A 21,677-nucleotide genomic window follows, 5' to 3' on the forward strand; every position below is an offset into this window, starting at 1 on the left:
CTTTTTAGTATTTATAATTTATTAAGATTCTTCACTTTCTTTGTCCAAATACTCCTGAACAATATTGATGGCATTGGTGACTACATCGCTTAAAGCTGTGATAAAACTTCCTTCTTGCGCATTGTTTATCGCGTGTTTAATGGCTTCCACTTCCTTAGGTATAATTTCGTGAGTAACATCTCTGCCACTGTCCGCAATACCTTCCATAATCAAGCCGATGATTTCTTCTTCTGTTCTTCCACGTAAGTATTTCTCCTGGCGGATTATAATATGATCGAACATTCGGGCGGCAATTGTTGCACATTCTTTAATATCTTCATCACGTCGATCTCCAACACCGGCAATGATTCCGATTTTTTTCGTGGCATCTACGGAACTTAAATATTCTTCAACACCGCGATATCCTGAGGCATTATGTGCAAAATCTATAAGCACTTTGAATTTTTTAAACTCAAAAATATTCATACGCCCAGGAGTTTGAGCTGCACTAGGAATAAAAGTTTGCAATGATAAACTGATGTCGTCGGTTTTGAAACCTTGTAAATATGCAGCCAAAGTTGCCGCAAGTACATTGGAAATCATGAATCGTGCTTTTCCACCCATTGTTAACGGAACATGAGTAGCACGTTCCACTCTCATTTTCCATTCTCCTTTTTTAATGGTAATGAATCCATTTTCATAAACCGCCACAATTTTTCCTTCTTTAGAAAATTGTTTTACCGTTGGATTATTTTCGTCTAATGAAAAGTAGGCTACATTACAACTTAAATCTTTTCCTATTTTCAGACATTGTTCATCTTCAGCATTCAAAATTGCCCAGCCATCTTTTTTGATACTTTTAACAACCGTACTTTTTACTCGAGCCAAATCATCTAAGGTATGAATGTCACTCAATCCTAAATGGTCTTCCTGAATATTCGTAATTATTCCGATATCACAACGACTGAAACCTAAACCAGAACGAAGAATTCCGCCACGAGCGGTTTCTAATACTGCGAATTCCACTGTTGGATCTTTTAAAATATATTCGGCAGAAATAGGTCCAGTAGTATCGCCTTTTTCCATCATGTGGTTTTGAACATAAATTCCGTCTGATGTGGTGAAACCTACTTTATAGCCGTTGTTTTTTACAATGTGAGCCATTAATCGGGTAGTAGTTGTTTTTCCATTGGTTCCAGTAATTGCAATAATCGGAATACGACTTGGTTTTCCCGGAGGATAAAGCATATCAATAACGGGAGCAGCAACGTTTCTAGGCAATCCTTCAGAAGGTGCTAAGTGCATACGGAAACCTGGTGCAGCATTCACTTCCAAAATACAACCGCCATTTTCTTTTAGAGGTTGTGTTAGATTTTCTGCCATAATATCAACACCACAAATATCAAGTCCTATTACGCGAGAAATTCTTTCGCAAAGAAAAATATTTTCAGGGTGCATCATATCCGTTACATCAATAGAAGTTCCTCCAGTGCTAAGGTTCGCTGTTGATTTTAAATACACCACTTCGCCTTTGTTTGGTACGGTTTCTAAAGTGTAATTTAATTTTTCTAATAAATCGGTCGTGTCTCTGTCTACATCAATTTGAGTTAACACATTTTCGTGCCCGTAACCACGAAGCGGATCTCTGTTGGTTTCTTCAATTAACTGTTGTATTGTTTGGATTCCGTCCCCTTTTACGTGTGCCGGTTCGCGTTTCGCAGCAGCAACCAATTTGTTGTCGATTATTAGAACTCTGAAATCATATCCTGTAATGAATTTTTCAACTATAATTCTATGGCTGTATTGTTTCGCATACGCTAAGCCTTGAACGGCTTCTTCTCTTGTTTTTACATTAATTGACGCGCCTTTTCCATGATTTCCGTCTAATGGTTTTAGTACAATTGGATACCCAATTTTCTGGATTACTTCGTCCAAATCTTCTTCATTAACGCATATTCCACCATTCGCAACTGGAATGGAAGCGGCATCGAGCATTTTCTTTGTTTGCTCTTTGTTGCAGGCGATATCAACAGCAATGCTACTCGTTTTACAAGTAATTGTAGCCTGAAAGCGCATTTGATTAATACCGTAACCTAATTGTACTAATGAATTTGTTCCCAAACGAATCCAGGGAATATCTCTCGCTACAGCTTCTTCCACAATGCTTCCTGTTGATGGTCCAAGGCGAACGCGTTCTCTAATTTCACGCATTTTTTGAATGTCGGCTTCCAAATCATAAGTTGTTCCTGCAATCAATGCTTCGGCAATGGCAACTGAACTTTCGGCAGCAAACATTCCTACATTTTCTTCAGTGTAACTAAAAACTACATTATAAACACCTGGAGTTTTGGTTTCGCGGGTTCTACCAAAACCAGTTTCCATTCCGGCCAAGGTTTGTATTTCTAAAGCGATGTGTTCAATTACGTGTCCCATCCAAGTTCCGCGTTCAATGCGGTGAAAGAAACCACCACGAGTACCTTCAGAACAACGGTGTTCAATCATTGTGGGAAACATAGCTTCTATTCTTTCACGAAACCCATCAATTTTATTAGTGGGAAATTGTTCCATTTCTTCCAAATCCAAACGCATTTGGATTAATTTCTTACGTTGAACACTCCAAATATTTGGACCGCGAAGTGCTTGAATCTTATCTATTTTCATGATTAGGAATAATTAGTAAAAGTAATTAGTAATGATTTTGTTAAAAATAGGAAATTTTTGTTGTTGCTATGTATTTTTTTTGAAGAAATGGGAAAAAAATATAAGGAACGCTACATTGGTTTATTCTGATTATTGATTTTCAGAAATTTAACTTTTATGAATGAAAAATGTGTCTTTAAAAAAACACTAACATCCTGATAACTATAAACGTTCTCGCTAGCCCCGATGGGAGCAAGCTACCGTGTAGCGCGGACAGCGGGAAAATGGGTACTGAATAATGGGAATTTCCGCTACTTCAATTGAATAAAAGTTGCAATTTTTTGATATAAATTGGCGTCGTGCATGCTGTGTCCCAAGCCAATTGTTTCGATATAAATGGCATTTTTCCAAGTTTTGGAATACTTTCTGCCTTCGTCTATTAGCACGACTTTATCTTCAGTATCATGAGCGATGAAAGCTTTTTGAGTAAAGTTTTCAGCAAATTTATGGCCCGAAAAGGCATCAATGTGAATGTTAAATTTTTGAAGATAATAATCCTCTAATTGTCTTTTTATTTTTTTGTTTAAACTTAAAAGCGTTACAAAATTATCACTCAAAATTTTAAAATCCGAAGGTGCGCCAAGTAGAATTACTTTATCGATGCTAGTATTTTTGTATTTGTTCAGATAAAAAGCAATAGCAGCGCCACCTATAGAATGACCAATGACAGTTTTGGGTTGGTATTTTTGAATTAATACATTGAGGTATTCGGCGTATTTTGGGGCATTGAATTCTTTGCCGTCGCTCAATCCGTGCGCTGGTCCATCGATTGCAATAATGGTTTTACCTAAAGGTTTTATATACTGCAATAATTTTTTCCATCGCGAAGCATTACTTTCCCAGCCGTGAACTAACAGGATTATATCGTCATTACCAGGCCAAATGTAGGTTTGGAACTTTTCAGTTTGGTATTCAAAGGTTTCATAGGTTAGGTTCTCCAATGTTTTTGGCAATGCTTCTTTTTTGATTCTACCTTTTCTGGGTTGGCTGAAAAGTTGGTAAGCCTTGCTTTTTGCCTTTTCCAAATCGACATAGCTCAATGCATTGAGATAAAGCCCAAGTAATTTTGTGATGATAAGGAATTGAATTTTTCTCATAAAAAAATCCCGAGCGTGTCGGGATTAGTTCTGTTATAGGTGCGCAAATAATTTTTGCATTTTCTCTCTTTCTTCTTCTGCTAAAGAAGCATCGACTAAGATTCTTCCTGAGTGTTCATCAGTGATGATTTTTTTTCTGGCAGCGATTTCCACTTGTGTTTGTGGTGGAATTGTAAAGAAGGAACCGGCAGAAGCGCCACGCTCAATAGATACAACGGCTAAACCATTACGAACGCTTGAACGGATTCTTTTATAAGCGGCTAGTAATCGTTCTTCAATTTGTGCTTCGTATTCTGCTGATTTTTCCGTTAAGAAGCTTTCTTCTTTTTGAGTTTCAGACATAATATCGCTTAGTTCTGCTTTTTTATGTTTTAAGTGAGTAGATTTCTGATCTAACTTTTCTTTAGAGTTAGAAATCACTTCTTTTTTGTGATCGATAGAAGCTTTAAGTTCTTTGATTTGTTTTTCAGCCAATTGGATTTCCAATTCTTGGAATTCTACTTCTTTAGTTAAAGAGTTAAATTCTCTATTGTTACGAACATCTTTTTGTTGAACAGTATATTTTTTAATTGCTGTTTGATGCTCATCAATATTGTTTTTCTTGGTCTTGATTTGCTCTTCAATAGAAACTAAATCCGCTTTTAATTTATCTAAACGAGTGCTCAAACCAGTAACTTCATCTTCTAAATCTTCTACTTCCAAAGGCAATTCACCTCTTACATTTCTGATTTCATCAATTCGTGTATCTATGATTTGTAGGTCGTAGATCGCTCTTAATTTGTCCTCAACACTTAGTTCTTTTGTAGTCGCCATATTTTATAAGTACTTAACTGGATTTGTATTTTCTTCCGAAAAATTGACTGCAAAATTAGGCATTTTTTTCTTAAGAAAATCAACAATATAATTTTTTGTAAATCTTTCACTTTCAAAGTGACCAATATCGGCTAAAAGAACCTGATTTTCAGCTTCGTAAAAGTTGTGGTACTTTAAATCTGCGGTCAGAAAAACATCGGCTTTTACGCGAATGGCATTGCTAATTGCGAAGCTGCCTGAACCGCCAAGAACAGCAACCTTAGTAACAGTTTTTCCGGTTAAAGTACTGTGACGAATGCCACCGCATTGCATTTTGCCTTTCACGAAAGTTAAAAATTCGGTTTCAGACATTGGATTTTCGAGTTCACCAATCATTCCGAGTCCAATATTCTGATGAGAATTCTGCAAATCGTAAATTTCATAAGCTACTTCTTCATAAACATGATTGGTAAACAACGCTTTTAGGATTTTGGATTGTAAATGTTTTTCAAAAGTCACTTCAATTTTAATTTCTTCGTTTTCTACAAATTCGAAACGATTCCCAATTTCGGGATTACTATTTTCATTTCCCATGTACGTTCCAATTCCTTTAGAATTAAAACTGCAATCCTCATAATTGCCTATTTTTCCAGCACCAGCATCAAACAGAGCATTGCGAAGCTGTTCGCTATTTTCAGGAATAGTATAGGTTACTAGTTTCTGAATGAAATTTTGTTTTGGAACTAAAATTTTAGTGTTAATTAAGCCCAAAGCATCGCTGAAGATTTTGTTCACGCCGTCTTTATGATTGTCTAAAGCGGTGTGAACGGCATAAATGGCAATGTCATTTTTAATCGCTTTTATTACCGAACGCTCCACATAATTTTTACCGGTGAGTTTCTTCAAGCCCGAAAAGATAATGGGATGGAAGCACACCACGAGATTACACTTTTTGGTAATGGCTTCGTCAATCACACGCTCTAACGCATCGTGGCATACTAGAATTCCAGTAGCTTCGTCTTCCTGATTTCCGACGAGAAGTCCAACATTATCAAAGTCTTCAGCGTAAGCCAAAGGCGCCATTTCTTCAAGTATAGAGAGTATATCTTTTATTTTCATATGTTATTAAATTTCAGCCCACTTTTTTCTGATTACTTAATTCTGCCATTTGCCAACTGATACTGAAAATCGCTTACAAATTAAGTAGCCCATTCATTCAAGTATTGAATAATGGTCCACTGATCGTTTACTTTTTGCAGAAGTAAATAACTGCCGCTATTGTGTTCGATGTTTCTGTAGAATGCGACTTTAACCAAAGCATAATTATTTTTTGCAAAATAAATCGGTTTGCTTACAATCATCAAACGCTGGTTGTTTTGGTTTAGTCTGTCGGAAGCCACTTTATAGTCTTCAAACGACATACAGGCATTTACTTTACTTTTGAGATACTGATTTTGATTGTAGAATAAGATATCGTAGGCAGCGGACCAATTTTCGTTGACTGTAATATCAATTTGTTTTTTGACTTCAGCTGCATTTTTCTTAAGTAATTCACTTTTTGAGATTACTTCAAGCACTTCTTCATTGTTGGGGGCTTTTTGGCAATAAAAACTTAATAACTGCAATCTTCCTTTAGCGATCACTTTTTCGTTTTTATAATATTTGCTAAAAATTATTTTCAGAATAGCCGCATTATCCGCTTCTTGAGCGAAAGCTATTGGCGAAATCAGTAGAAACGCAATAAGTATTTTTAAATAATAATGTTTCATTTGCTTGCGATGACTAGATTATTTCATTCAAAGATAAAAAATCGTTACTTTCGTGCTATGATTTTGTTGCGAAAATTACTCTTTCCTTTTGCCATATTGTATGGTTTTATCACTTCGTTAAGAAATTATCTTTATGATAAAGGTATACTAAAATCCTATTCGTTCGATATTCCCGTTATTGCTGTCGGTAATTTGACTGTTGGCGGAACGGGAAAAACACCCCAAATTGAATATTTAATCCGATTGCTTTCGCCTAAATATAAGGTTGCTACATTAAGTCGCGGTTATAAAAGAAAGTCGGAAGGTTTTGTTTTGGCTACTGCCGATGCTACTGCGGAAATTCTTGGCGATGAACCTTTTCAGTATTATAAAAAGTTTCCGAATGTTCAAGTTTCCGTTGACGCCGATCGAAAAAACGGAATTGAACACTTATTGAATCAGAACGTTCAGCCTGAAATTATATTGTTGGATGATGCTTACCAACACCGAAAAGTAAAAGCCGGATTTTATATTTTGTTGACATCGTATGGCGATTTGTTTTCAGATGATTTTATGCTTCCAACCGGAAATCTTCGTGAAAGCAGCAATGGCGCCAAAAGAGCGAATGTTATTATAGTTACAAAATGTCATTCTGATATCAGTAAAGAGGAACAAGATTATATTAAGAAGAAAATCGGACTTGATTTACCCCTCTTTTTTAGCACCGTTGCTTACGATGATAAAGTGTACAACGATTCGGAAAATCTGAGTGTAATCGAAGTGAAATCGACTCCAAAACTCCTGTTGGCTGGAATTGCAAAACCAAAACCGTTTTTTGATTATTTACAATCGGATTCCGATGAAATTCTAAGCTTTCCAGATCATCATCATTTCAGCGAAAGTGAAATCAGTAGCATTAAAAATAAAGCAAACGATAAAATCATTGTTACAACTGAAAAAGATTTTGTACGTTTGAATGCCAAAATTTTGACAGAGCAATTATTCTATTTACCAATAAAAAGCGAATTTGTTGACAATAAAGAAGCTTTTGACCAAACAATTATAAACTATGTGGGAACTTGTACAAGAAACCGTTAATTATATAAAGAATAAAACCAATTTCACTCCGGAATACGGAATTATTTTAGGTTCAGGATTAGGAAGTTTTACGGATGATATTAACATCGAATTCACTTTGCCTTACACTGAGATTCCGAATTTCCCAGTCTCAACGGTTCAAGGGCATAAAGGCGCTTTGGTTTTCGGAACTATTGGCGATAAAAAAGTGATGGCGATGCAAGGACGCTTTCATTTTTATGAAGGCTATGACATGAAACAAGTTACTTTTCCGGTTCGCGTGATGAAATACCTTGGTATAAATAAATTAGTAGTTTCTAATGCATCTGGTGGTGTAAATTCAAATTATCAAGTAGGATCAGTCGTAATTATCAAAGATCATGTCAACATGTTTCCTGAACATCCATTGCATGGAAAAAATGACGAGCGTTTTGGCCCCCGATTTTTGAATATGAATGAAGCATATAATAAAGCTATGATTGCAAAAGCTAAAACAATCGCGACTGAAAATGATATAGTTGTTCACGACGGCGTTTACCTTGGTTTGCAAGGCCCAACGTTCGAAACGTTTGCTGAATACAAGATGGTAAAAATATTAGGTGCCGACTGCGTTGGAATGTCAACCGTTCCAGAAGTTATTGTGGCGCGACACATGGGCATGGAATGCTTCGGATTATCTGTAATTACGGATATGGGCGATTTTGAATCGAGCATGGAAGATGTAAGTCACGAAGAGGTATTGAAAGCTGCTTCCAAAGCAGAACCACATGTTAGAAAATTGATCAAGGAGTTGATTCTCCAGTTCTAAATTAAGTTCGAAGCAATTACTCTATAAAAGTTTTCTGGTTCAAAGGGTTTGGTAATTACGTCGGTCATTCCAAACGACAAAAGCATATCTCGATTCTCGTTTAATGATATGGCAGTTAATGCTATAATTGCTTTTTTAGTATCAAATTCACGAACTTTTTGGGTAGCGATTGTTCCGTTTATTCCGGGTAAATGTACATCCATTAATACTAAATCATAGTGATTTTCTTTGCTGAGTATTTCAACCGCTTCTTCACCATTGTCGATAATAAAACAGTGGATTTCTTTTTTCTCGAGCATTTTTTTGGTGATCATTTGGTTGATTTTGTTATCTTCAACCACAAGAATGTTTTTTCCTTTCAAGACATCATCAGAATATAATTTTGGTTTCTCGACGATAATTTCTTGAGTTCCATTGAAGAGATTTAGTTCAAAATCAAAAGTAGTCCCAACCCCAACTTCACTTTTTAAATTGATTTCGCCACCGAGTAAATCCACAATTTTCTTAACAATCGTTAAGCCCAGTCCGGTTCCTCCATATTTACGATTAATTTCGATAGAACCTTGCGAAAAGCTTTCGAAGATGGTTTCCTGCTTGTTTTCGGGGATTCCGATTCCATTGTCTTTGATGGCAAAATTAATTCTGGAATAATCAGCACCACTTTCGATTAATCGCGCAACAACGGTTACTTCACCATTTTTTGTAAACTTCAAGGCATTATTAATAAGATTAATAAATATCTGCGATAATTTGGTTGGATCACCAAGCAGTATATCAGGGATCGTATCATCAATCTCTAATTCAAATTTATTTTTGTTATTGGATGCAATCTCGGCCATCGAATTCTTGATGTCTAGTAATAACTGTTTGATGTTAAAATTGATGTATTCAATTTCGATGGTGTTAGAGTCAATACGGTTTATCTCAAGTATTTCATTGATGAAAGTCAGTAAGTAGTTTCCTGAAAACTTTAAGGAGTTTAGATAATTTATTTGATTCTCTTTTGGATTGTCTTCAATTAATAAATGCGTAATTCCATTGATAGCATTCAGTGGTGTTCGGAGTTCGTGGCTAACGGTTGACAAGAATTCAGCCCGTGCTTTTGAAGCTTTTTCAGCATTATCTTTTGCAATTTGTAGCTCAAAGTTTTTCTCTTTTAACGTGTTGTTTGATTGCGTTCTGATGATGTTGTTCTTGTATAATGATAAACTTAGTAGTGATAAAATCGTAATCAACGCAATTGCTAAAATACTGATAAGCTTTGCAAATTTATTCGTTTTTTGTTGTGCTATATTTTCTTTTGCCATTTGGTCAATCGCTTTCATTCGCTCGCCTTCTTTAAAATTAACATAGTCGTTCACATCTAGTTTTTTATTGTTAAGATGCCGAATACTGTCTTTTAAATCTAGATGTGCTTTGAGATAGTTATATGATTTTTTGGTATCAAGAAGATGTTCGTAGGTTCTGCTTAAATCCAATAAAATTTTAGCTTTTTGGTCTAAATTTTCATCATCCACGCTTAATTTCAATGCTCTAGTCAAATAATTTGCCGCTAAATTATGGTGCTTTAATTCTTCTTCAATAGACCCCAGTTGATACAAGGCTTCTGCTTTGGTTTTAAAAAGATCGTTCGAATTGTCCTTTGAAATAATTTCACTAAATAATTTAGAAGCTAATTCTGTTTTACCTTTATTCTTGTATAAGATCCCTTTTTGTAAATTCAAAAATTGTGAACTATCAATTTTTAGTAAATCATAGATAGATTGCGCCTTATCAAAATTATCCTCTGCTTTTTCGAAATTTTCCAAATTCATATAACAAAGTCCCATATTATAATAACACAAAGCGTAATCGGTAGAAGGAGGAAGTAAGCTGTAAGAATCTGCACTTTTAGAAAAACTTTCTAGCGCATCATTCGTCATTTTCAAATCAAAATAAATTTTACCTAATGAAAATAGTGCGTTTCCTTTTCCGTTATTGTCATTTTTGGTTTTAGCATAATTATAAGCTTTTTGAGAATTAGCTAATGATGCTTTGTAGTTGTTTGTTTTTTTATTGAATTCAGCCAGTTGAATATAATAAGCAGTGCTATCAACTTTTTGCGCTGATTTTTTTTGTCCGAATAAGACAAATGGCAATAAGATGAAAATCCAAATCCATTTCATTTTAACATATCAAATAAAAAATTACGGATGCTAAAAGTAGTTAAATTATTTTTTAAGCAATACAATTAGGTCAATTATTCGGGAGGAATATCCAATTTCGTTGTCATACCAGCCAACAACTTTTACCATTTTCCCAATGACAGAAGTCAGTTGCGCATCAAAAAGGCACGAATTTCTATTTCCCAGAATATCAACAGAAACGATTGGATCTTCCGTATAATCCAAAATTCCTTTCAAATTGGTTTGAGAAGCTTTTTTGAAAGCCGTATTGATTTCTTCAATCGTAACTTCTTTTTTTACGTAGCAGGTAATATCAGTCAAAGAACCATCTGGAACAGGAACTCGGATACCGCTTCCACCAATTTTACCTTCCATTTCAGGAAAGATTTTAGTCAATGCTTTTGCGGCTCCAGTTGTTGTTGGAACGATCGATTGGCTAGCACCACGAGCTCTGCGTAAGTCTTTGTGAGGTTGATCGTGTAGGCTTTGGTCTGTTGTATAAGAGTGAACGGTGGTAATGTAAGCTTGTTCAATACCGCAAAGCTCGTTGATGACTTTAATCATTGGCGCGGCATTATTTGTGGTGCAACTTGCGTTAGAAACTATGGTTTCTGTTCCGTCTAAAATACCTTCATTTACACCAAGAACCACCGTTTTAATTTCGGCAACTTCAGAAGGAGCAGAAAGAATTACTTTTTTAGCTCCAGCCAAAATGTGTTGGTTGATTTCTTCAAAGGTTTTGTATTTGCCCGTGCTTTCCACTACAAAATCAATAGATGAAGCATCCCATTTAAGATTTAAAATTTCTTTTTCGTGAAAAAATAAATAGGATTTTCCGTCAACGATTAGTGATGTATCATTAAAGGAGACATCGTAAGGCAAAATTCCGTGTATGCTATCATATTTTGTCAAATGTGCCATCGTTTTGGTATCAGCAATATCGTTGATAGCAACGACTTCAATGGACGGATGACTGAGCAGCAACCGGAAAAGATTTCTTCCTATGCGTCCAAAACCATTTATAGCAACACGTGTTTTTTTCATTTAAAATTTAAAATTCATAATTTAAAATAATTAAAGAATATGCTTTTCAGCATGATAAGAAGAACGAACCAATGCGCCGCTTTCTACATGGCGAAAGCCCATTTCTTTACCTAACTTTCCGTATTTCTCAAACTGCTCAGGCGTGATGTATTCTTTAACGGGTAAGTGTTTTTTGCTGGGTTGAAGGTATTGTCCAATAGTTACAATATCTACGTTTTGATCGCGCAAGTCTTTCATCGTCTGAATAACTTCTTCTTCGGTTTCGCCAAGACCTAGCATAATGCCCGATTTCGTTCTGCGGATTCCTTGATCTTTTAGGTATTTCAAAACGGCTAAACTTCGATCGTATTTTGCTTGAATACGAACTTCACGTGTCAAACGACGAACGGTTTCCACATTGTGTGACACTACTTCTGGATTCGCTTCAACAATTCTATCTATGATTTTTTCTACACCTTGAAAGTCTGGAATAAGCGTTTCTAAAGTCGTTGTTGGATTCATACGACGGATGGCTTGAACGGTTTCTAACCAAATGATAGAACCCATATCTTTTAAATCGTCACGATCCACGCTGGTTACAACGGCGTGCTTGATTTTCATTAATTTGATTGAACGCGCCACTTTTTCAGGTTCGTCCCAATCTACCGTTTCTGGACGACCCGTTTTTACACCACAAAAGCCGCACGAACGGGTACAAATATTACCTAGAATCATAAAGGTTGCAGTTCCTTCGCCCCAGCATTCGCCCATATTCGGACAACTCCCTGAGGTACAAATCGTATTAAGCTTATATTTGTCAACAAGGCTACGAAGTTCAGTGTATTTTTGACCAATGGGTAATTTTACTTTCAACCATTTTGGTTTTCCAACAGGTAAATTAGTATCTAATAGGGTTTCCATAATTGCAATTTTCGAAAAGCAAAGATACAAAGGTTACGGATAGAATTTAGCTATTGGAATTTAGTTTTTTTATCTAATAATAGAATTTGAAGATGATAAAAATTCATTTAGTTACTCCTTATAATTCTGTCTTTTCTCTTGTTCTGCAATTATTTTAGAAAGTAAAGGTGTAACTTCTTTTTCAATATCGGCTACAGATATATCTAATGCTTTCGGATTTGAGACTAATTGCAACCAAGGTTTTGGTGCACCAAAGTCATAACTTCCAAAAACTACTATTGGCGTTCCTTTGATTTTTACCGTATTTTCATCTGCAAGAACCCATTGGCTAGCCCACTCATAAAGATATTTGGCGTCTCTTTCTTGTAGGCGCAAACACGAGTGTGAAGCTGGATAACCAGGCAACTCATATTGATGCCATCCCACGCCAAGTTTGTTGGCAATATTAAAATTCCACTTCAAATCCCATTCATCATTAACCGTACTTGTTGACTTTTCGGCTTTCCAGTTGGAGAAAAATAATCCAGTTGGTGTTTTAGCATTTCTGCGTCCCATATTGGTTGGGCCTGTTCGCACCAATTCACCATATTCATAAGCCGCAAAGGTTTGCGAAGCATAGGAGAAAAATATAATTTTATCAATATCATTCAAAATTGGAACTTCCAATGGAAAAGGCATGTAATACGCCATATCGCCACTAACATCTTTAGGAATTACGATAGAATCCATTTTGACGATGTTGTTTTTATCGGTTCTGTTGACTGCAAGAACAGGCCAGATTTTAGAACTATCTGCATCTTTTACCGTTTCGAGCCAAGCTTTTGTTTTCTGGAAAGTATAGCCTACTTCTTTTGGCTGAACTCTAGTTGGCGCTGCTTTTTTCGGTTTATTGCTAGTCTTTTGAGATTCCTGCTTGCACGAAGCTAGAATCATAAAGGCGCTGAGGATAAGGATATACTTTTTCATATGGACAAAATTGCTTAATCTGAGGAATAATGCTGTTACATGATTTCGTTGATTTGTTATACTTTTTGATAAAATGATAGAGAGTAAAACAAATAAAAAATCGATTTCAGTATAATGATTTACTATTTCTTTTAGTAGTTAAGTTTAAAAAATGCTTTATTTTTACGCTAAAATAAAGGGATTTATTTTTTTAGATTTTAATTACACAAATTATAGAGTTACATGAATTCAATTAATTGGAAGACAGTTAAAGAGTTTGAAGATATTACATATAAAAAATGCAATGGTGTTGCGAGAATAGCTTTCAATCGTCCTGATATTCGCAATGCCTTTCGTCCCAAAACCACTTCAGAGTTATTACAAGCATTTCACGATGCGCAAGAAGACACGTCAATTGGCGTCGTTTTACTTTCCGCTGAAGGTCCAAGTTCTAAAGATGGAATTTGGTCTTTTTGTTCAGGTGGCGACCAAAAAGCCCGTGGAAGTCAAGGTTATGTAGGTGAAGATGGGTATCATCGTTTGAATATTTTAGATGTGCAACGGATGATTCGCTTTATGCCAAAAGCCGTTATTTGCGTGGTTCCGGGATGGGCTGTTGGTGGCGGACACAGTTTGCATGTGGTTTGCGATCTAACATTAGCAAGTAAAGAACACGCTATATTTAAGCAGACCGATGCGGATGTTACGAGTTTTGATGGAGGCTATGGTTCTGCCTATTTGGCTAAGATGGTGGGTCAGAAAAAAGCACGTGAAATTTTCTTTTTAGGCCGCAATTATTCAGCTCAAGAAGCCATGGATATGGGAATGGTTAATGCAGTTATTCCACATGATGAGCTTGAAAATACAGCTTACGAATGGGCTCAAGAAATTTTAGCAAAATCACCAACATCCATAAAAATGTTAAAATTCGCCATGAACTTAACGGATGACGGTATGGTTGGACAACAGGTTTTTGCAGGAGAAGCTACGCGATTAGCCTACATGACCGAAGAAGCCAAAGAAGGAAGAGATGCTTTTTTAGAGAAAAGAAAACCCAACTTTGATAAAAAGTGGTTGCCGTAGGAATAAGTATTCAGTAGTAGTAGGCAGTTGTTCTAAATAATCTCAGAAGTCTAAATAATCTAAATAATCTAAGCAGTCTAAAATATGAAACACTGGATTGAAGCCGCAAGAGTGCGTACCTTACCACTATCGGTATCTGGAATAATTGTCGGTAGTTTTTATGCCATGTCGCAAGCAATGTTCAATTGGAATATTGTAATTTTTGCTTTATTAACCACTTTAGGATTGCAGATACTTTCCAATTTTGCTAACGATTATGGTGACGGAATTAAAGGAACCGATAATGAGGATCGAGTTGGTCCAAAACGTGCCATTCAGAAAGGTATAATAACACCTGCCCAAATGAAGAGCGCAATGATTGTTACTTCTTTTATTACACTTTGTTTCGCGGTATTACTGATCTATTATGCGTTCAAGGATAGTTATTTACTGTATTCTTTTATCTTTTTGTTTTTGGGAATTTTGGCTATTGCTTCGGCGATTCGATATACGGTTGGGAAAAGCGCTTATGGTTATCGAGGCTATGGTGATATATTTGTGTTCATTTTCTTTGGATTGGTAAGTACTTTTGGAGTTTATTTTATGTTTTCTAAAGAGATTGATCTGTTACTTTTATTACCGGCTACTGCCATTGGTTTTCTAAGTGTTGGCGTTTTGAATTTGAACAATATGCGAGATGAAGAAAGTGACAGAAAAGCAGGTAAGAATACTATTGTAGTTAAGAATGGCGGCGCTTGGGCAAAGAAATATCATTATTTTTTGATCATTTCAGCACTGGTTTTAGTAGTTGCTTTCGCCATACTATTTGACTTTAGCGACAGAGATCCAGCAAATCCTGATAAGTTCAATTTTGATCTTTATCTATTTTTAATCGCCTTTTTTCCAATTATTGCGCATTTGAAACGAGTGGCGAAAAACAAAAATCCTAAACTATTGGATCCCGAACTAAAGAAGTTGGCGTTAAGTACTTTTTTGCTTTCTATATTACTTTCTTTGAGCGTTTTATACTTTTTATCCGATATCATTGTAAATACTTTTTTGGGCGGAAGATAAAAGGATAAGATAATTACGAGTTAATTTTAATCGAATTTAAATTTCTTAAAAATATAAAATATGAAAGTCACTTTTTACGGACACGCTTGTATTGGAATTGAAGTTAGTGGAAAACACATCTTAGTGGATCCGTTTATTTCAGGAAATGAAAAGGCATCACATATTGATATCACTACCTTAAAAGCAGATTATATTCTGATAACTCATGCTCATTTTGATCATATTGCTGATGTTGAGGTTGTAGCGAAAAACAACGATTCGGTTATTGTGTCTAATTGGGAAATAGCGAATTTTTTTGGAAACAAAGGCTTTAAATTTCACCCAATGAATCACGGCGGAAGTTGGACCTTTGATTTTGGTAAAGTAAAATACGTAGCAGCCATACATTCTAGTTCATTCCCGGATGGAACTTATGCCGGAAATCCTGGCGGTTTTGTAATCGAAGGAGAACATAAAAACATCTACATTGCGGGCGATACTGCACTCACAATGGACATGAAGCTTATTCCAATGCGAACAAAGCTCGACTTGGCCATTTTACCGATTGGAAACTGCTTTACTATGGATGTTGAAGATGCCATTATGGCTGCGGATTTTGTGGATTGTGATAAGATTCTAGGTTGTCACTTTGATACGTTTGGTTTTATTGTGGTAGATCACGATGTCGCCAAAAAGAAGTTCTTCGATGCGGGTAAAGATTTGATGCTGTTAGACATTGGAAGTAGCATTTCGCTGTAATAAAATGTAATAAACGAAAACTAAGAGTGTCATTTTTTGGCACTCTTCTTGTTTTAGAAACGAAAAAATAAAATGAAATATCTAGTATTAACTTTATTATTGTCTTACATTTCAGTCTCTTTTGCGCAAGATAAACAAGGGTTTTGGGATAATTCTAGAAGTACAAATGAAATTATTGCTCTGAATGCGGGGAAGCGAAAAGTGGTCAAAACGTATGATTTTCCGGTTGGAACCTCCGAAGTAGTTTACCGAATCTCACTATTGGATGACAATCAAAAAATGACTTCAAGTCTGGTTTCTCTTTTAAAAGCCATTCCAGATCCTACTGGAATTAGTCAAGGCACAGCAGGCGCTGTGTTTTTAGCTTCAACTATTACGGGTGATGACAAATGTAAGTTTGTGGTTTTTACCACTGAAAAAGATGCTTTGAACTATGAAAAAACAGGTGTAGTAAAGAATGCCTGTATAGTTCAAGATGAACCCGTGAACAAAGCGACTAATCTGCTTTCTGAAAAATCAAAGTGCATGCTGCAGACTTCGGGTTCGCTTTGGTTTGGGTTTCAAAGTGACAATTGGGTTATGAAGCAAAAGATCGTTTTAGAAGTAGTTCCTTGGATTAATAATACCCTGCAAAGCGGCTGGACAACTGATAAGAAGAAGGAAATTCTAGCGCTAGGCGAAAAGTCTGAAATTGCTCAAAAAGTAGCTAATAAAGATTTGTTTTTGGGTAATTTCATCAACGTATTCGTTACAAAATATTCCTATGATGCGTATAAAAAATTGCTAACAGTAGAGAAGACTACGGCTGTTGCTGACTTAGCTGAAGAAAGTCTAATTAAATCGGGTCAATTGGGCAGTTATCTTGCTACTGTGCGAAATGAAGCAACTCAATTCGATTTAAGCAATAAATCTACCGAAGGCATCACTTTAATTCAAAAAGAAATTATTGATAAAAACAGGGCTGTTGCAGACGACTATTTTCTTCTTGGATGCTTCTATTTGTCATCAAAACAGTTCGTAAAAGCGGAAGAAGCGCTATTGAAAGCGATTGAAATGAATAAATCGGACGTGGAATATCAGCTTAAATTGGCGCATGTTTATTTATTTACAGACCAACTATCCAAAGCAAAAGCAATTCACAAACAATACAAAAGTAATAGTTTATCCAACTCCAAAACATGGACAGAACAGACCAAAATTGATTTTGAAAAGTTCCAAAAAAACGGATTTAACACCGAAAATTTTAAAAAGATTTTACGCATTTTAGACTAAAAAATGAAAGCAACTTATCACAAATACATCCTCAATTTTAAGCAAGCTTCTGGAACTTCTCGAGGCATTTTAACCGACAAAGAAACCTGGTTTATTATCTTGGAAAAAGACGGAAAAAAGGGAATTGGCGAGTGCGGAATTCTACGTGGATTATCGGCAGATGACCGTCCAGATTATGAAGAAAAATTAAAATGGACTTGTGAAAATATTCATCTTGGAGAACAAAAACTCTATGAAGAATTAATAGAATTTCCATCCATTCAGTTCGGAATTGAGATGGCTTTTTTGTCTTTTCAAAGTAAAAATTCATTTGTTTTATTTCCTTCAGATTTTACAAAATCAGTAAAAAGTATTCCGATAAATGGACTCGTTTGGATGGGGGACGAAGCCTTTATGAAAAGCCAAATTCAGACCAAAATTGATGAAGGATTTAGCTGCGTAAAATTGAAAATTGGTGCCATAGATTTTGATACAGAAATTGCTTTATTACGCTTTATTCGAGCAAATTTTGATGAAAATCAAATCGAAATTCGAGTTGATGCTAACGGTGCTTTTAGTGTAAATGAAGCTTTAAATAAAATAAATCAAATTACTGGTTTTAAGATTCATAGTATAGAACAACCAATAAAAATAAATAACACTGACACGATGTCAGTACTGTGTAAAAATAGCCAAATTCCTATAGCTTTAGATGAAGAGTTAATCGGTGTTTTTTTGAAACAAAAAAAGGAAGAATTACTCTTGAAAATCAGGCCGCAATTCATTGTTTTGAAGCCTAGTTTTGTCGGTGGAATTCGGGGAACTTTGGAGTGGATTTCGTTAGCCGAAAAATTAAATATTGGTTGGTGGATTACCTCAGCTTTGGAAAGTAATATTGGTTTAAATGCGATTGCGCAATTTACTTTTCTACAAAATAATTTACTGCCTCAAGGTTTAGGAACAGGTAGTTTGTATACCAATAATTTTGATTCGCCGTTGACGGTTTCTGAAGGACAACTTTGGTACGATACAAACAAAGAATGGGAAATTAATTTCGATGATTTTAAATAAAAAAACCCGTTCAGATTGAACAGGTTTTAGTAGCGCAAATTCATTTATGTTTTCACATCTAAGTCGTTTATTTGGTTTTTATATTCCGATGGTAATAAGATGTTTTTTAGGTATTTTTCCATCTTGAGAAATCGACTGATTTTATACATCGGAAGCAATATTACGAGTAAAGAAAAATTACTAAAATGTAGCAACTTTTTCACTTGTTCAGGAACTACTAATTTTTGACTTTCAATTAGAATTGTAAATCTTGCTGTCCCAAGATGTTTTTTATATTGCTTATAAAGATCAGCAGTAAAATTACTTTTTTGCAGATTTTCAATCAAATGGGATGCGCGAACAGGAAGCCATTCGATATACGTTTCCGGCAATGCTATCAATCCCATTCTTTTACCAAGACGATAAAAAACATCATAGACTTCTTCTTTTTCAGCAACAGTTAATTTTCGTTCCAATAGTTCATAAGATGCTATTGAGTAGTGTATCAGCATGAACAGCACATCGCGATATGCCCAATCGGGAATTACAGTGGCGCGATTTTGTTCGACAGCACCGTGTATTTTTGGTAGACTATCAATCGAATTATTGGCTTCGTCTAGTGGTGAAAAAACTATAAGTTTAGCATAAGCAACGGTTGAAAACAATCTGCCTAAAGGATCTGAAGGTAACTTTCCCGTAAAGTAAATCCAATCTACCGCTTTATTTAGCGCAAATTCAGCCGATGCGCCTGCGAAGATGAAAAGTACAGTATCGCTGGTTCCCCAGATTTTTCTAACTACCGATTCTTCTTGAACAAATAACTCCATAACTGCTAAATTATAGTTGCAATTTTACTTACTCCAATCAATTTTTCGAGAGAAATACATTACTGCGCCAAGAATCAGGAACAATCCAATGCTTCCGACAAGTAATGCATAATCTTCCATTTGGATAATTACATAAATAAAGGAATAAAGGACAGTCAATGAAATTCCGATAAACATAGGGAATTTTTTATTCTTCAGTATTGAAATCGAATACAGTGTAATCATCGCAATAACTGCAATTCCAGCCAGGGTGTAAGCAAAACTAAACGTACTGTGTTCCGTTATTGAGATCAAAAGCGTATAGAACATAATGAGCGCAATTCCGATCATCGAATATTGAAAAATATGAATGTTCACTTTGCTGATGGATTGTATAAGGAAAAAAATCAGGAATGTAAGGCCTATGACCAGGAATCCGTATTTTGAAGCGCGTTCATTTTGTTGGTACTCGTCCACCGTTTTAATTAATTTTACACCAAATGAATATTCATCTAAATCGGGAGCTTCTTGGGCGTATTGCTGTGTGAACGTTCTGTTAATGTCTAATATTTTCCAATCGGCATGAAACCCATTTTTGCTGATGGTTTTTGTAGTATCGCTTGCCGCAAATGAACCTTCGAAACTCGGTGATTCCCAATCAGAATCAACGCTTACTGTTGTTACTTTTCCAACTGGAATAAATTTTACGCTGTTACTTCCGTTGTAAGTGATTCCGAAATTGAAATTTAATTTTTCATTGGAAATCAATGCTTTATAGTCGAAATTTTCTGTTGCTAAAGTGCTGTAATTACTTTTATCACTGTTTTGAGGTTCGAAAGAAAATTTTTCAGTATTGAGCTGTATTTTTAGTTCGCTTTTGATGCTTTTTAGATTGGTAGTTTTTACGATTAGCGCTGCTTTATTCCATTGGATATTTTCATCGGGGATTCCGAGTTTAGTAAAGTTTGGATTGGAAAAATTCCCAGTGAAATTCATGTCTGCGGTGAAGACTACCGTATTAAAAATGCCGCGTTTCAACGATTCGTTTTTCTTAATGGTAGAAGTGTTTTTCAGTTCATTTGGAAAAAAATAGGCATAATTCGTTACCAATTCCTTTTCTACAGTCACTACACCTGTTTTTGAATTGGTTATATTGGATTCTTCGTATGTTGTGTATGGAATGCGAAGCATTGGACCATAAAATAAAACATCTTTTCCCCATAATTTAGTGACTTTGTCAACGACTTGGTTTTTTCGCTGTGAACGTTCTCGAATCAAATCCTGAACGAAGAATAGTGGAATTAATAAAACTAAGGTTAGAAACCCGACCATTAGCATTTTGGCGGTTGTAGATTGAAAGAATGTTTTTTCTTCTTCAATGTGCTCATTTTCTTGATTTTCCATGATTTAATTGTTTTTATTTTGAATTAATTGTTATGAATTACGATGTTTAAATAGAGTAGTGCTATTGGAATATTTGCCAGCAGAATCAAGATCTTGATGGCTACAGTTTCGCGATGGAACCGATACAGAGCAAATAGGTATATGAGATATAAAAGCGTGCAGCAATTAATTAGGATTGCCAATAAAACATAGATGTATCCCGCAATGATGATTTGAACAACTTTTGGGAACAGTAAATGAAGGAATAAGAAAATAGTGCCAGTTGCAAAAGAAACGAGCGCTAAAAGGCTTGAAAAGCGTCCGGGCGCGAATTGAGAAGTAGTTACCATGATTTAAGGATTATTTTTTTATTTAAAATGCCATAGATGAAACCGTAGATAAGCAGAATTAAAGTGCCCATTACAATCGTAAAGACATACGCTTCGAAACGGAGCAAGCTTTTGAAAATGTTATCAAGAAGGTTAACTGGATTGCTAAGAATATCCCAACTATTAAATCGTAAAATTCGACCCAAATAGATCCCAAAACTGATGAGATAACAAAGAATAATGATCAGATAGCTACATTTTTTTCGGCTAAATTTCATTTCACCAAGCGTGTGAATCTGTAATAGTGAAGCAATTCCAGCATAAAATCCGGCAACGGTAAAACAAGTTAAAATCACAGCGTCAAAAAGAAATTGCAGGCTATTGCTGTGGTGTAAATGAACAAAATCGGTTATTAGATAAAAGGAATTGGGTATAAATAACAACCATCCAAATAGGAAAAAATAAAAAGTAAATGTACCAGGCATCGTACTTTTAATTTTGGAAGAAAGCATATACGGAAGGTATGCCAGAATCAAATTCCAAAGCAAGAAAAGTAAATAGATGTCATGAGTGATTTTTACTCGCAAGAGAATAAGGAGTAACGAAAGAAAAGCAAGAAGAATTAAATTTGAATTTTGCTTTTTGTTGAAGAAGTAAATGGTCAGGATTTGGTTCATAATAAGTATTTAAAAGTACTTTGAATTTCAAAGTAAATGAATAAAAAAAAGG

The 21,677-nt window shown here is 35.4% G+C and carries 20 protein-coding genes; 7 read left to right on the plus strand and 13 right to left on the minus strand.

Features of this window, described 5'->3' with window-relative positions; translation table 11 throughout:
• Window positions 1–21 precede the first annotated feature (21 nt).
• The 5 genes from cphA to PSU83_RS08555 all read right to left on the minus strand — a co-directional run bounded on the left by cphA (window position 22) and on the right by PSU83_RS08555 (window position 6,337).
• On the minus strand, window positions 22–2,640 hold the full coding sequence (gene cphA / locus PSU83_RS08535; RefSeq protein WP_300588868.1) for a cyanophycin synthetase: 2,619 nt from the start codon (window positions 2,638–2,640) through the stop codon (window positions 22–24).
• Between the two features lie 290 nt (window positions 2,641–2,930).
• Complete coding sequence (locus tag PSU83_RS08540) at window positions 2,931–3,776, minus strand: alpha/beta hydrolase (RefSeq protein WP_300588870.1); 846 nt, start codon at window positions 3,774–3,776, stop codon at window positions 2,931–2,933.
• A gap of 33 nt (window positions 3,777–3,809) precedes the next feature.
• A complete protein-coding gene (locus tag PSU83_RS08545; RefSeq protein ID WP_300588872.1) occupies window positions 3,810–4,589 on the minus strand; it encodes a C4-type zinc ribbon domain-containing protein in 780 nt (259 codons plus the stop codon).
• Between the two features lie 3 nt (window positions 4,590–4,592).
• Complete coding sequence (locus PSU83_RS08550; RefSeq protein ID WP_300588874.1) at window positions 4,593–5,687, minus strand: Nif3-like dinuclear metal center hexameric protein; 1,095 nt, start codon at window positions 5,685–5,687, stop codon at window positions 4,593–4,595.
• A gap of 80 nt (window positions 5,688–5,767) precedes the next feature.
• Window positions 5,768–6,337 carry a hypothetical protein gene (locus PSU83_RS08555; protein WP_300588876.1) on the minus strand — a complete coding sequence of 190 codons (570 nt, stop codon included), beginning with the start codon at window positions 6,335–6,337 and terminating at the stop codon, window positions 5,768–5,770.
• A 57-nt stretch (window positions 6,338–6,394) separates the two neighbouring features.
• Here PSU83_RS08555 and lpxK point away from each other — a divergent pair, with 57 nt between their 5' ends.
• Window positions 6,395–7,414 (plus strand): tetraacyldisaccharide 4'-kinase, encoded by a 1,020-nt coding sequence (gene lpxK / locus PSU83_RS08560; protein ID WP_300589138.1) that lies wholly within the window; start codon window positions 6,395–6,397, stop codon window positions 7,412–7,414.
• Entirely contained in the window at window positions 7,386–8,201 is an 816-nt protein-coding gene (locus tag PSU83_RS08565) for a purine-nucleoside phosphorylase (RefSeq protein ID WP_300588878.1), read from the plus strand. Before lpxK ends, PSU83_RS08565 begins: the two co-directional genes overlap by 29 nt.
• Here the strand turns inward: PSU83_RS08565 and PSU83_RS08570 are convergent.
• From PSU83_RS08570 to PSU83_RS08585, 4 genes are all read right to left on the minus strand, one after another.
• On the minus strand, window positions 8,198–10,366 hold the full coding sequence (locus PSU83_RS08570; RefSeq protein ID WP_300588880.1) for an ATP-binding protein: 2,169 nt from the start codon (window positions 10,364–10,366) through the stop codon (window positions 8,198–8,200). The genes PSU83_RS08565 and PSU83_RS08570 overlap by 4 nt on opposite strands.
• Before the next feature lie 45 nt (window positions 10,367–10,411).
• The gene (gap, locus tag PSU83_RS08575; RefSeq protein ID WP_300588882.1) at window positions 10,412–11,410 is read right to left on the minus strand and encodes a type I glyceraldehyde-3-phosphate dehydrogenase; all 999 of its coding nucleotides are present in this window, start codon (window positions 11,408–11,410) and stop codon (window positions 10,412–10,414) included.
• 30 nt (window positions 11,411–11,440) lie between these two features.
• Window positions 11,441–12,310, minus strand: coding sequence for a lipoyl synthase (gene lipA, locus PSU83_RS08580; RefSeq protein ID WP_300588884.1), 870 nt, complete (start codon window positions 12,308–12,310; stop codon window positions 11,441–11,443).
• A 111-nt stretch (window positions 12,311–12,421) separates the two neighbouring features.
• Entirely contained in the window at window positions 12,422–13,276 is an 855-nt protein-coding gene (locus PSU83_RS08585) for a L,D-transpeptidase (protein WP_300588886.1), read from the minus strand.
• A gap of 222 nt (window positions 13,277–13,498) precedes the next feature.
• On the opposite strand from PSU83_RS08585, the gene PSU83_RS08590 reads away from it, so the two are divergent.
• The 5 genes from PSU83_RS08590 (at window position 13,499) to PSU83_RS08610 (ending at window position 18,451) form a co-directional block, all read left to right on the plus strand.
• The gene (locus tag PSU83_RS08590; RefSeq protein ID WP_300588888.1) at window positions 13,499–14,338 is read left to right on the plus strand and encodes a 1,4-dihydroxy-2-naphthoyl-CoA synthase; all 840 of its coding nucleotides are present in this window, start codon (window positions 13,499–13,501) and stop codon (window positions 14,336–14,338) included.
• An 84-nt stretch (window positions 14,339–14,422) separates the two neighbouring features.
• A complete protein-coding gene (menA, locus tag PSU83_RS08595) occupies window positions 14,423–15,391 on the plus strand; it encodes a 1,4-dihydroxy-2-naphthoate octaprenyltransferase (protein ID WP_300588890.1) in 969 nt (322 codons plus the stop codon).
• 60 nt (window positions 15,392–15,451) lie between these two features.
• Window positions 15,452–16,129 (plus strand): metal-dependent hydrolase, encoded by a 678-nt coding sequence (locus PSU83_RS08600; RefSeq protein ID WP_300588892.1) that lies wholly within the window; start codon window positions 15,452–15,454, stop codon window positions 16,127–16,129.
• A 72-nt stretch (window positions 16,130–16,201) separates the two neighbouring features.
• Complete coding sequence (locus PSU83_RS08605; RefSeq protein ID WP_300588894.1) at window positions 16,202–17,401, plus strand: hypothetical protein; 1,200 nt, start codon at window positions 16,202–16,204, stop codon at window positions 17,399–17,401.
• Window positions 17,402–17,404: 3 nt separating this feature from the next.
• On the plus strand, window positions 17,405–18,451 hold the full coding sequence (locus PSU83_RS08610; protein WP_300588896.1) for an o-succinylbenzoate synthase: 1,047 nt from the start codon (window positions 17,405–17,407) through the stop codon (window positions 18,449–18,451).
• A 44-nt stretch (window positions 18,452–18,495) separates the two neighbouring features.
• On the opposite strand, the gene PSU83_RS08615 is transcribed toward PSU83_RS08610, so the two are convergent.
• Genes PSU83_RS08615 through PSU83_RS08630 form a run of 4 tightly spaced genes read right to left on the minus strand, consistent with a single transcriptional unit; the run spans window position 18,496 to window position 21,625 of the window.
• Window positions 18,496–19,257, minus strand: a complete 762-nt coding sequence (locus PSU83_RS08615) for an oxygenase MpaB family protein (protein ID WP_300588898.1) — start codon at window positions 19,255–19,257, stop codon at window positions 18,496–18,498.
• Window positions 19,258–19,281: 24 nt separating this feature from the next.
• Window positions 19,282–20,640, minus strand: coding sequence for a cell envelope integrity protein CreD (creD, locus tag PSU83_RS08620; protein ID WP_300588900.1), 1,359 nt, complete (start codon window positions 20,638–20,640; stop codon window positions 19,282–19,284).
• 23 nt (window positions 20,641–20,663) lie between these two features.
• A complete protein-coding gene (locus PSU83_RS08625) occupies window positions 20,664–20,969 on the minus strand; it encodes a hypothetical protein (RefSeq protein ID WP_300588901.1) in 306 nt (101 codons plus the stop codon).
• Window positions 20,963–21,625, minus strand: a complete 663-nt coding sequence (locus PSU83_RS08630; protein WP_300588903.1) for a DUF1361 domain-containing protein — start codon at window positions 21,623–21,625, stop codon at window positions 20,963–20,965. Before PSU83_RS08630 ends, PSU83_RS08625 begins: the two co-directional genes overlap by 7 nt.
• Between the last annotated feature and the right edge of the window lie 52 nt (window positions 21,626–21,677).

Origin of the sequence: Flavobacterium sp. (assembly GCF_029945805.1) — a bacterium.
Lineage (GTDB): Bacteria > Bacteroidota > Bacteroidia > Flavobacteriales > Flavobacteriaceae > Flavobacterium.